The organism is Mesorhizobium sp. M0174, from assembly GCF_040322275.1.
In the GTDB taxonomy this organism is placed as follows: domain Bacteria; phylum Pseudomonadota; class Alphaproteobacteria; order Rhizobiales; family Rhizobiaceae; genus Mesorhizobium.
The window spans coordinates 366,867-378,761 of the sequence record NZ_JAMYTB010000005.1 but is presented as its reverse complement, the minus strand read 5'-3'; the positions used below and the strand labels follow the sequence as shown (position 1 = coordinate 378,761).

The following is an 11,895-nucleotide window of genomic DNA, read 5'->3' as shown; positions in this document are numbered from 1 at the left end:
TTCAGGCTGGGAGGAAGGAGAATCAACCAGGGGACCGCAATGCGCGACCATTCAGAAATGGACCTGATGCTCAAGGGCTATGGCTTGACCACGGCCAAGATTCTTTATCACTTTCCCGATCATCCGCATCTGCTGCAGAGCTTCATCTGGCAGGATTACGACATCGCCCCGAAATTTCCGGTGCTGATCCGCTTCATCGAATTCTGGAAGGCCGAGCTCGAAGGCCCGCTGCATTCGGTGAGCTACACGCACCAGAAGCTGATCGCGCCGAACGAATGGCGCAAGGTCGACGGCGAGTTCGTGCTGCATTAGCCGGGGCGGCAGCCCGGGAGCCGCCGCCAGCTTTTGGAGCGTCAGACTGCGGGCGCGTTCAGCCGGGCAAACCCCTCCTGCCGGCGATAGGGAAAATACGGGTAGGGTGCGGTGACCTCACTTGCCGTGTCGAGCTTCTTCATCTGCTCGGCTGTCAAGGACCAGCCGACGGCGCCGAGATTCTGGCGCAACTGCTCCTCGTTGCGCGCGCCAATGATGACGGAGGCGACGGTCGGCCGCTGCAGCAGCCAATTAATGGCGATCTGCGGTATGGTCTTGCCGGTTTCCTCGGCGACAACATCAAGCGCGTCGACGACCCGATAGAGATGCTCATCCTCGACGGGCGGTCCGAAGCTTGCCGTGTCGTGCAGCCGGCTTTTCTCAGGCAGCTTCTGGCCACGGCGGATCTTGCCGGTCAGGCGGCCCCAGCCGAGTGGGCTCCACACCAGCGCACCGACACCCTGGTCGAGGCCGAGCGGCATCAACTCCCATTCATAATCGCGTCCGACCAGCGAGTAGTAGACCTGATGGGCGACGTATCGGGGATAGCCATATCTATCCGCCAGGCCGAGCGACTTCATCACTTGCCAGCCGGAAAAATTGGAGACGCCGACATAACGCAGCTTGCCGGCGCGCACGAGACCGTCCAGCGTCGACAGCACCTCCTCGATCGGTGTTGCGGCATCAAAGGCGTGCAGTTGCAGCAGGTCGATGTAATCGGTTCCAATACGCTTCAGCGCGTCTTCGACGGCCTTGATCAGGCGTGAACGTGACGAGCCGGCATCGTTGGGACCGTCGCCCATCGGCAGCGAGGTCTTGGTCGAGATCAGCACGGCGTCGCGGCGGCCCCTGATGGCAGCGCCGAGCACTTGTTCGGAAGCGCCAATCGAATAGACATCGGCGGTGTCGAACAGGTTGACGCCGGCCTCTAGGCAGATGTCGACCAGCCGCCGTGCTTCCGTCGCATCGCTGTTGCCCCAGGCGCCGAACAGCGGGCCTGAGCCGCCGAAGGTTCCAGCGCCGAACGAGAGTGCCGGGACCTTCAGGCCTGATGCGCCAAGATTTCGATAATCCATGGGTTTGCTCCTTGTGGAAGGATGGCTGTTTCAAGGATTGGTTGAGGTTTGCCGTTCTATGACGGCGCGATTTCCGGTGTGGAGAGGGCAGGGTCTCGGTCGAGGCGCAGAGCAAACGCCGCCACGGCAAGCGCTGAAAGCGGCAACAGGGCCGCGACCCAGGTGACGGCGCCGAGGCCGGGACCGTGCGAGATGACCACGCCGCCGAGCCAGGCGCCGGCCGCGTTGCCGAGGTTGAAGGCGGCGATGTTGAAGGACGAGGCGAGGCTCTGGCCGGCGCCTTGTGCCTTTTCCAGCACCCACATCTGCAGTGGCGCCACGGTGGCGAAGGCGGCGGCGCCGAGCAGGCCGACATAGATAACGGCCATGACCTGGCTGTGCAGGGCGAACGTCATGGTGCCGAGCACCAGCGCCAGGACGACGAGACTGCCGAGAACGGAAGGTAGCAGCCGGCGGTCGGCGAACTTGCCGCCGGCGATGTTGCCGGCGATGAGGCCGCCGCCGAAGACCAGCAGGATAGGCGACACCGCTGCTTCCTCAAAACCGGTGATCTCGGTCAGCAACGGAGCGATGTAGGTAAAGACGGCAAAGACGCCGGCATAGCCAAGCACGGTGGTGGCAAAGCCAAGCAGGACGGGCGTGCGGCCGAGCACGGCGAGATCGGCACGCAAATTGCTCTTCTCAGGTTCTGTTCGGCTGCGCGGCACCACCAAGAGAATGATGGCGGAGGCGGCGATGCCGACCAGGGTCACCGCCCAGAACGTCGCGCGCCAGCCGAAGGCCTGGCCGAGCCAAGTGCCGAAAGGCACGCCGAGGATGTTGGCGATGGTCAGGCCGGTGAACATCAGGGCGATCGCCGAAGCTTTCTTGTTGGGCGCCACCAGCCCGGTCGCCACGACCGAGCCAACGCCGAAGAAGGTGCCGTGGGCGAAGGCGGTCAGCACGCGCGCACCCATCAGCGTCCAGTAGTCTGGGGCAAGCGCACAGGCGAGGTTGCCCAGCGTGAAGATCGCCATCAGCGACAGAAGCACGGTCTTGCGCGGCCAACGGCCGGTTGCGATCGTCAGCAGCGGCGCGCCGATGACAACGCCGAGCGCATAGCCGGAAATAAGCTGGCCGGCAGCTGAGATCGAGACGTCGAGATCGGTGCTGACGTCGAGCAGCAGGCCCATGATGACGAATTCGGTGACGCCGATGCCGAACGCACCGGCGGCAAGAGCGTAAAGAGCAAGGGGCATGGCGGTTCCCACTTCGATGACGACCAGTTTTGACGACGGGCGCCGTGTTCCTCCCACGCCCCAATTCGGAAGATCGTGTCGCGATGTGCTGTGAACCAGCCTTGCATCGGGCACATCGTCTGTGAAATAGATTCACCAATGACCAGACCCGACATCAACCGCTCCGGCGAGATCGAAGTGTTCGTCCGCGTGGTCGAGGCGGGCAGCTTTTCGGCCGCTGCCCGTGCGTTGCGGATGACCCCGTCGGCGGTGAGCAAGCTGATCGCGCGGCTGGAGGCACGGCTCGGCGCGCGGCTGGTCAGCCGTTCGACGCGCAGGCTGCAACTGACGCCGGAGGGGGCGGCCTTTTTCGACAGCGGCGTGCGTATCCTGGCCGACATGGCAGCTGCCGAGCGCGAGGCGGCGGCGGGTGCCGCGCCGCGTGGCCGGCTGCGGATCAACAGCTACGTGCCTTTCGGGCAGCATCGGCTGATCCCGCTTTTGCCGCGTTTTCTGGAGCGCTACCCCGAAATCTCGGTCGATCTGGTGTTGACCGACGATGTCATCGACCTGATGGAGGAGCGTGCTGACGTCGCCATCCGGGCCGGGCCGCTCGGCGAATCACGGCTGGTGGCGCGCAAGCTCGGACAGAGCCGGGTGGTCGTCGTTGCGGCGCCATCGTATCTCGAAGCGCGTGGCACGCCCGTGACGCCCGCCGATCTCGATCGTCACAACCGGATGGGCTTCCGTTTCGTACGCCACCTCGAGGGCTGGCCTTTTATCGATGCGGTCGGCAAGCCGATCAGCCTGTCGATCGCCGGAAATACGCTGGTCAGCGACGGCGAGGCGATGCGGCTGATGGCGCTGTCGGGGGCGGGCATCGCCCGGCTGGCAAGCTGGCATGTGGAGGCCGACATTGCCGCCGGCCGGCTCCTGCCGCTGCTGGAAGAGTTCAACCCCGGCGACGAGGAGCTTACCCACGCCGTCTATGTCGGCCATGGCAAGCATCTGCCGGCGCGGGTGCGGGCCTTTTTGGACTTTTTGGTCGAGACTGTCCGGCTGAACTGAGCCCAAAACGATCGGGAGCCTGCCGGCTCCCGAAGCAACGAAGGTAAGAAGGTAAGATTGAGTTACTATTTCGGCGCAAAGGGCGCCGGCCGCCGGCCGGCCGCCTGACGCTCCAGCATCCAGCCCGGATATTCGGCGGGCAGGGCACTGGCTTCGTCGAGGCGAACAAGATCATCGGCATCGAGCTGCAACTCGGTGGCTGCAAGGTTCTGTTCCAGCTGCTCCGTGCGGCTGGCGCCGATGATGACGCTCATCACGAATGGCTTGGCCAGAACATAGCCGAGCGCCACCGTAGCGACGCTGACGCCGTGCTTGGCGGCGATCTCGCGCATGACGGCGACTGCTGCCCAGGCACGGTCCTCATTGACCGGCGGGAAATTGAAGCTGGCGCGGCGGCCCTCGCCATTGCCGGGGGCGCCCGGTCCGTATTTGCCGGAGAGCAGGCCGCCAGCCATCGGCGACCAGACCATCAGCCCGAGCTTCTCCTCGTTGAGCAGCGGCACGATCTCGCGCTCGAGATCGCGGCCGGCGATCGAATAATACGACTGCACGGTCTCGAAGCGGGCAAAGCCTTTGCGCTCGGCAATACCCAGCGCCTTGGCTATGCGCCAGGCCTGCCAGTTCGAGACGCCGACATAGCGGACCTTGCCGGCGGCAACCAGGTCGTCGAGCGCCCGCAGCGTTTCGTCGATCGGCGTCACCGTGTCGGTGCCGTGCAGCTGGTAGAGATCGATATGATCCAGCTGCAGCCGTTCGAGGCTGCCTTCGACCGAATCCATGATGTGGCCGCGCGAGGAACCACGCTGGTTCGGGCCTCCACCCATGGCGCCATGAACCTTGGTGGCGATGATCACGTCCTGCCGGTTGACGCCAAGGTTCCTGAGCGACTGGCCGAGAAGCCGTTCCGAGGCGCCAAAGGAATAGACATCCGCCGTGTCGAAGAAATTGACGCCGGCGGCGAGCGAGCGGGCAACGATCTGGTCAACGCCCTTCTGGTCGAGGCTGGCGATCAGGCCCCATTGGGCGTTCTCGCCGGCCGCGCCGAACGTCATCGTGCCGAGGCAAAGTTCGGAGACGAACATCCCCGTATTTCCAAGTTGATTGTAACGCATGGTGGCTCCAGACGGGTTGAGAATAACTCGACCCATATAGGAACGAAACGTTCCGTTTCTATATGCTGGCTTAGTCAATGTTAGCCTGTGGCCTAAGGCCGGCTGCGCCTCATCTGGCGCCGAAAATCGCCGATCCAACCCTGACACTAGTCGCGCCGAAGGCGATCGCGGTTTCGTAGTCGCCGGACATGCCCATGGAGAACTTGTCGACGCCGGCCTCAAGCCCAAGCTTTTCCAGCAGCGCGAAATGCGGACCGGGGTTCTCGCCGGCCGGCGGAATGCACATCAGCCCTTCGATGGCGAGGCCGTGAACCGAGCGGCAGCGGGCCACGAAGGCGACAGCCTCGCGCGGCTCGATGCCGGCCTTTTGCGGCTCGGAGCCGGTGTTGACCTGGACATACAGCCTTGGTGACCGGCCTTGCCTGGCGATCTCCTTGGCGAGTTCGGCGGCGATCTTTTCACGGTCGACGGTTTCGATGACGTCGAACAATGCCACCGCTTCCTTCGCCTTGTTCGATTGCAGCGGACCGATCAGATGCAGCTCGACGTCGGGAAACGCCGTCCGCAGTGCCGGCCATTTGGCTTGTGCTTCCTGGACCCGGTTTTCGCCGAAGACGCGCTGGCCGGCCTCGATAACGGGGCGGATATCGGCGGCGTCGAAGGTTTTCGAGACCGCGACCAGCGCCACCGCTCCGGCGTCGCGTCCTGCCTCGCGCTCGGCGGCAGCGATCCTTGCCTTGACCGTGAAAAGCTGTTCGACGGCGCTCGCCATGCCTATATCCTGCCTGTGTTTGGCTTTTCGCCGGATCGCCGCAGTTGACGGGTCCGGCAATCCATGGTGAACACCGCGACGACATTTCCTGAGCCGCCCGGGCATTGTCCGGCGGTTCGCGCATGCTTTTAAGTGAAAAACACCCGATGGCAACCGAACGATACAATCCGCGCGCGTCAGAGCCCAAATGGCAGAAGGCCTGGGACGCAAAGAAGCTGTTCGAAGCCGACAATGACGACCCGCGCCCGAAATATTACGTGCTGGAGATGTTCCCCTATCCGTCGGGGCGCATCCATATCGGCCATACCCGCAACTATACGATGGGCGACGTGGTGGCGCGCTACAAGCGGGCCAAGGGTTTCAACGTGCTGCACCCGATGGGCTGGGACGCCTTTGGCATGCCAGCCGAAAACGCGGCGATGCAGAACAAGGTCCATCCCAAGGACTGGACCTATCAGAACATCGCCGCTATGCGCGAGCAACTCAAGGTCATGGGCCTGTCGCTCGATTGGGCGCGCGAGTTCGCCACCTGCGATGTCGATTACTATCACCGCCAGCAGATGCTGTTCCTCGATTTCGTCGAGAAGGGGCTGGTGACGCGCAAATCCTCCAAGGTCAACTGGGATCCGGAGGACATGACGGTGCTTGCCAACGAGCAGGTCATCGACGGACGCGGCTGGCGCTCGGGCGCGCTGGTGGAACAGCGCGAGCTGACGCAGTGGTTCTTCAAGATCACCGACTACGCGCAGGACCTGCTGGATTCGCTCGATCAACTCGACGACTGGCCGGAAAAAGTGAAGCTGATGCAGGCGAACTGGATCGGCCGTTCGGAAGGTCTGCTGATCCGCTGGCCGCTGGCCAAGCCAGCAGCCGGCGAGCATGAGCTCGAAATCTATACGACAAGGCCTGACACCATCTTCGGCGCCTCCTTTATGGCGATTGCCGCCGACCATCCGCTGGCCAAAAAGGCCGCCGAAGACAATCCGGCGCTGGCAAAGTTCATCGACGAGGTCCGCCATATGGGCACCTCGGTGGCGGCTCTGGAGACGGCCGAGAAGAAGGGCTTCGATACCGGCATTCGCGTCGTCCATCCGTTCGACGAGAAGTGGACGCTGCCCGTCTACGTCGCCAATTTCGTGCTGATGGACTACGGCACCGGCGCCATCTTCGGCTGTCCGTCCGGTGACCAGCGCGACCTCGACTTCGCCAACAGATACGGCCTGCCGGTCATTCCGGTGGTGATGCCGGAGGGCGAGAATCAAGGGAGCTTCCAGGTCATCGATGAGGCCTATGTCGGCGACGGCGTGATGATCAATTCGCGCTTCCTCGACGGCATGAAGCCGGATCAGGCGTTCGACGAGGTGGCGAAGCTGCTGGAACAAAAGACCATCGGCAACCGGCCGATGGCCGAGCGCAAGGTGAACTTCCGCCTGCGCGACTGGGGCATTTCGCGCCAGCGCTATTGGGGCTGCCCGATCCCGATGATCCATTGCGAGGATTGCGGCGTGGTGCCGGTGCCGAAAGCCGACCTGCCGGTCAAGCTGCCGGACGACATCGAGTTCGACCGGCCGGGCAATCCGCTCGATCGCCATCCGACATGGCGGCGCGTCAAATGCCCGCGTTGCGGCAAGGATGCGCGGCGAGAAACCGACACGATGGACACATTTGTCGATTCTTCGTGGTATTTCGCTCGCTTCACCGCGCCGTGGGCAAATGATCCGACCGATCCCGAGGCCGCGACTGAATGGCTGCCGGTTGACCAGTATATTGGCGGTATTGAGCATGCGATCCTGCATTTGCTCTATTCGCGCTTTTTCACCCGCGCCATGCGCGAGACCGGCCATGTCGATCTCGCCGAGCCGTTCAGGGGCCTGTTCACGCAAGGCATGGTGGTGCACGAGACCTATCGGGTTGGCGGCGCCTCGAACGGCCGCTGGCTTGCGCCAAGCGAGGTCAGGCTGGAAGACGCCGACGGAAAGCGCCGCGCCTTCGAAATCGCCACCGGCGAAGAGGCGGTGATCGGTCCGCTCGAAAAAATGTCGAAGTCGAAGAAGAATACGGTGAGCCCGGAAGAGATCACCGACGGCTACGGCGCCGATACGGCGCGCTGGTTCATGCTGTCGGACTCGCCGCCCGAGCGCGATGTCGAATGGACCGACGAGGGTGCGGCCGGCGCCCATCGCTTCATCCAGCGCATCTGGCGGCTGGTGTCGACGGCTGCCGAATCGCTCGCCGGAGTCCGGCCAGAGGCGGCGAAGGACGGCGAGGCCGGGACAGTGTCCAAGGCCGCGCACAAGATCTTGAAGTCGGTCGGCGAGGACATCGAAAAGCTCGCCTTCAACCGCGCCATCGCCCGCATCTATGAGCTCGCCAATGCCTTGACCGTACCGCTGAACGAGGCGGCAGAGGGCAAAGCCGGTCCGGCGCTGCAAGCGGCCTGCCGTGAGGCCGTCGAGATCCTGGTGCACCTGATCGCGCCGGTCATGCCGCATCTGGCAGAGGAGTGCTGGCAGACGCTCGGCGGCACCGACCTTGTCGCCGAACGGCCCTGGCCGGACTACGATCCCTCGCTTGTCGTCGACGCCGAGATCGTGCTGCCGGTCCAGGTCAACGGCAAGAAACGCGGCGATTTGACAATTGCCCGCGACGCGGATCAAGGTGCGGTCGAAAAGGCGGTTCTGGCTCTCGACTTCGTTCAGAAAGCGCTCGAAGGTAAGGCGCCGCGCAAGGTGATCATCGTGCCGCAAAGGATCGTCAATGTCGTTGCCTAAGCCGCGAAGGACAGAGCTGACGGTGCGCCGTATCGTGCTTTGCGGGCTGCTCGCCTCGGTGGCGCTGGTTTCCGCCTGCACGGTGCGGCCGCTCTATTCGAGCGCGCCGCTGGTCGCCGGCTCGCAGGTTGGCGCTGCTGCCGAGCTGGCATCGATCTCGGTCAAGCCGGTCAAGACCCGCTACGCCCAGCAGGTCCGCAACAATTTGATCTTCGCGCTCGGCCAGGGCGCCGGCGAGCCAGCTTCGCCGGTCTATTCGCTTGATCTGGGCGTCTCCGAACTCGTCGAATCGGCGGCAATCGAGCAGGTCACGACCGACGAGGACGAGCCGACCGCCGGCACCGTGACGCTGACCGCCAACTATGTGCTCAGCGATGCCAAGACGGGCACGGTCATAGCGAGGGGCAAGCGCTCGATTCCGTCGTCATACGACAGGCCCCGCCAGGAATTCGCGTCATACCGAGCCCAGATCGACGCCGAGAACCGTGCGGCGCGCGAACTGGCGGATGTGCTGCGGCTGTCGATCGCCCAGGATCTGATCAAGCACGGCAAGCCGGCGGCAAGCTAGGTGTTTCCAGAGTGCGCAATCTGCAAAAAAGGCCGATTGCTCGGCCTTTTTTGTTCGCAGGATAGTCGCTTCAGCCGATCTTCTGCCCGGTCTTTGCCCAGTCGGCGAGGAACAGCTCCAGGCCCTTGTCGGTCAGCGGGTGCTTGACCAGTGCCTTGAGAGTTGCCGGCGGCGCGGTGATGACGTCGGCGCCGATCAGCGCCGCCTGCTTGACATGGTTCACGGTGCGCACCGAAGCGGTCAGGATTTCAGTCTGGAAGTCATAATTGTCATAGATGGTGCGAATATCGGCAATCAGCTCCATGCCGTCCCAGCCGCTGTCGTCGATGCGGCCGACGAAGGGCGAGATAAAGGAGGCGCCGGCCTTGGCGGCGAGCAGCGCCTGGGTGGCCGAGAAGCACAGCGTGACGTTGACCATGCGGCCGTCCGACCGGATGTCCTTGCAGGCTCTCAGGCCGTCGAGCGTCAGCGGCACCTTGATGCAGACATTGTCGGCGATCCTGGCCAGGATCTTGGCCTCTGCCATCATGTCCTTGTATTCGGTGGCGACGACTTCGGCCGAGACCGGGCCCTTGACGATCTCGCAGATCTCTCTTGTGACGTCGGCGATCTTGCCGCCGGATTTCAGGATCAGCGACGGATTGGTGGTTACGCCGTCGAGTAGCCCCAGATCGTTCAGCTCGCGGATTTCCTTGACATCGGCGGTGTCGACAAAAAATTTCATGGCGGTCTCCTGAAGATTTTTCATGTGCACGTCATGCACATTTGGGGTCGGACTTTGATCTAGACCAAAGTCGGGGCAAGGTCACGCCTCATGATCGAAGATTCGCCCTTTGTCGCGGCCGCACCGGTGCTGGTGCCGATGCCCGCCGAGCGCCCCTACACCTATGCGGTGCCGGCTGGCATGCGCGTGGTGCCGGGCTCGATCGTGCGCGTTCCGCTTGGGCCCCGCCAGGTCGCCGGCATCGTCTGGGACGGCGTCGTCGAAAAGGTCGACGCGAAGAAATTGCGGCCGATCGAGCAGGTTTTCGACTGCCCGCCGATCGACCGCGCGATGCGGCGTTTTGTCGATTGGGTGGCGCAGTACACGCTGTCGCCGCCCGGCATGGTGGCGCGCATGCTGCTCAGGGCGCCAGAGGCGTTCGATCCGGAGCCGTGGATCGAAGGGCTGCAGCGCACCTTCGCCAGACCCGACCGGATGACGGAGGCGAGGACGCGCGTGCTGGAGACAGCCGAAGGCGGACTGGCCTGGACGCGGTCCGGCCTGGCGCATGCGGCAGGCGTGTCGTCGACGGTGGTGGACGGGCTGCGGGCGCAGGGCGTATTCCAGACGGTGATGATCCCGCCGCGGCCGGTGGTCGCAGCACCCGATCCCGGCTACGCCGTGCCTTCACTGATGCCCGACCAGAGCGATGCCGCCGAGACGCTGCGCGCCAATGTCGCGACCGGTACATTCGGGGTCACCCTGCTCGACGGTGTAACCGGATCCGGCAAGACGGAGGTCTATTTCGAGGCGGTCGCGGCCGCGCTCGATCGTGGCAAGCAGGTGCTGATCCTGCTGCCGGAAATTGCGCTGACCCACGCTTTTCTCGAACGCTTCCAGGAGCGGTTCGGCGCCAAGCCGGCGGAGTGGCACTCGGACCTGCCGCCAAGAATGCGCGAAAAGGTCTGGCGACAGGTGGCGGAAGGCGGCGTGCGGGTCGTCGCCGGCGCGCGCTCGGCGCTGTTCCTGCCGTTCAGGGAGCTTGGACTGATCGTCGTCGACGAAGAGCACGATCCCGCCTACAAGCAGGAGGATCGCGTCATCTACAACGCGCGCGACATGGCTGTGGTGCGCGGCCATATCGGCGGCTTTCCAGTCGTGCTCGCTTCGGCGACACCGTCGGTCGAAAGCCGGGTCAATGCCAGCCAGGGCCGCTATAGCAGGGCGGTGCTTTCGGCGCGCTTTGCCGAGGCGGCACTTCCCGATCTCAAGACGGTCGACATGCGCCGCGCGCCGCCGGCACGCGGCGGCTTCCTGTCGCCGGTGCTGCTCGGCCATATGCGGCAGACGCTGGAGAGAAAGGAACAGTCGCTGCTGTTCCTCAACAGGCGCGGCTATGCGCCGCTGACGCTCTGCCGAGTCTGCGGCCACCGCTTTGGCTGTCCGGTCTGCTCGGCCTGGCTGGTCGAGCATCGCTTTCGCGGCCTGCTCGTCTGCCACCACTGCGGGCACAATGAACGCCGGCCCGAAGCCTGCCCGGAATGCGGCACGCTCGACCATCTGGTCGCCTGCGGGCCGGGCGTCGAGCGCATCGCCGAGGAGGTCGTCGCGCATTTCCCCGATGCCCGCACCATCGTCTTGTCGTCCGACCTGATGGGCGGCGTGCGACGGCTGCGACTCGAGCTTGAAGCCATCGCCAATGGCGAGGCCGACATCGTCATCGGCACGCAACTCGTCGCCAAGGGCCATAATTTCCCCAACATGACGCTGGTCGGTGTGGTCGATGCCGATCTCGGCCTTGCCAATGGCGACCCGCGCGCCGCCGAGCGCACCTTCCAGCTGCTCAGCCAGGTGACCGGCCGCGCCGGCCGCACCGGCAAGAAAAGCCTCGGCCTGCTGCAGACCTTCCAACCCGACCACCCGGTGATGCGCGCGATCGTCTCCGGCGACGCCGAGGCCTTCTATGAGCGCGAGATCGCGGAGCGTGAGCGGGCGGGGTTGCCGCCCTTCGGCAGGCTCGCCGGCGTCATCGTCAGCGCGGCGACACGGGCCGAAGCCGAAGGGCACGCCCGTGGCCTGCGTCGCGCCGCGCCGCAAGCCACCGACCTGTTCGTGCTCGGCCCGGCCGAGGCGCCGCTGTCATTGATCGGCGGCCGCCATCGCTTTCGCCTGCTGATCCAGGGCGAGCGGCGCGCCGACATGCAAGGGTTCATTCGCACCATGCTGGCCGAGGGACCGAAGATAAGGGGCTCGGTGCGAGTCCAGGTCGACATCGACCCGCAGAGCTTCTTGTAAG

At 64.4% G+C, this 11,895-nt stretch carries 10 protein-coding genes; 5 read left to right on the top strand and 5 right to left on the bottom strand.

Annotated features, from left to right (window positions below; genetic code table 11):
- Positions 1–39 precede the first annotated feature (39 nt).
- The gene (locus NKJ13_RS14050; protein WP_254820441.1) at positions 40–312 is read left to right on the top strand and encodes an usg protein; all 273 of its coding nucleotides are present in this window, start codon (positions 40–42) and stop codon (positions 310–312) included.
- Between the two features lie 41 nt (positions 313–353).
- Here the strand turns inward: NKJ13_RS14050 and NKJ13_RS14045 are convergent, their stop codons facing one another.
- Both NKJ13_RS14045 and NKJ13_RS14040 read right to left on the bottom strand, forming a co-directional pair.
- Positions 354–1,388 (bottom strand): aldo/keto reductase, encoded by a 1,035-nt coding sequence (locus tag NKJ13_RS14045; RefSeq protein WP_352504877.1) that lies wholly within the window; start codon positions 1,386–1,388, stop codon positions 354–356.
- A gap of 56 nt (positions 1,389–1,444) precedes the next feature.
- On the bottom strand, positions 1,445–2,626 hold the full coding sequence (locus tag NKJ13_RS14040) for an MFS transporter (RefSeq protein WP_352740039.1): 1,182 nt from the start codon (positions 2,624–2,626) through the stop codon (positions 1,445–1,447).
- Between the two features lie 138 nt (positions 2,627–2,764).
- Between NKJ13_RS14040 and NKJ13_RS14035 the strand changes: the two genes are divergently transcribed.
- The gene (locus NKJ13_RS14035; protein ID WP_352504879.1) at positions 2,765–3,673 is read left to right on the top strand and encodes a LysR family transcriptional regulator; all 909 of its coding nucleotides are present in this window, start codon (positions 2,765–2,767) and stop codon (positions 3,671–3,673) included.
- Between the two features lie 65 nt (positions 3,674–3,738).
- On the opposite strand, the gene NKJ13_RS14030 is transcribed toward NKJ13_RS14035, so the two are convergent.
- Both NKJ13_RS14030 and NKJ13_RS14025 read right to left on the bottom strand, forming a co-directional pair.
- Entirely contained in the window at positions 3,739–4,785 is a 1,047-nt protein-coding gene (locus NKJ13_RS14030) for an aldo/keto reductase (protein ID WP_352504880.1), read from the bottom strand.
- 109 nt (positions 4,786–4,894) lie between these two features.
- A complete protein-coding gene (locus NKJ13_RS14025) occupies positions 4,895–5,557 on the bottom strand; it encodes a YggS family pyridoxal phosphate-dependent enzyme (protein WP_352504881.1) in 663 nt (220 codons plus the stop codon).
- A 146-nt stretch (positions 5,558–5,703) separates the two neighbouring features.
- Between NKJ13_RS14025 and leuS the strand changes: the two genes are divergently transcribed.
- Both leuS and NKJ13_RS14015 read left to right on the top strand, forming a co-directional pair.
- A complete protein-coding gene (gene leuS, locus NKJ13_RS14020) occupies positions 5,704–8,328 on the top strand; it encodes a leucine--tRNA ligase (protein ID WP_352740037.1) in 2,625 nt (874 codons plus the stop codon).
- Positions 8,315–8,896 carry an LPS assembly lipoprotein LptE gene (locus NKJ13_RS14015; protein ID WP_352740035.1) on the top strand — a complete coding sequence of 194 codons (582 nt, stop codon included), beginning with the start codon at positions 8,315–8,317 and terminating at the stop codon, positions 8,894–8,896. Before leuS ends, NKJ13_RS14015 begins: the two co-directional genes overlap by 14 nt.
- A 70-nt stretch (positions 8,897–8,966) precedes the next feature.
- Here the strand turns inward: NKJ13_RS14015 and fsa are convergent, their stop codons facing one another.
- Positions 8,967–9,620: a fructose-6-phosphate aldolase gene (gene fsa, locus NKJ13_RS14010; RefSeq protein WP_023678103.1), complete on the bottom strand. Its 654-nt coding sequence runs from the start codon at positions 9,618–9,620 to the stop codon at positions 8,967–8,969.
- A gap of 90 nt (positions 9,621–9,710) precedes the next feature.
- On the opposite strand from fsa, the gene NKJ13_RS14005 reads away from it, so the two are divergent.
- Positions 9,711–11,894 carry a primosomal protein N' gene (locus NKJ13_RS14005; protein WP_352740033.1) on the top strand — a complete coding sequence of 728 codons (2,184 nt, stop codon included), beginning with the start codon at positions 9,711–9,713 and terminating at the stop codon, positions 11,892–11,894.
- The last annotated feature ends 1 nt before the right edge of the window (position 11,895 follow it).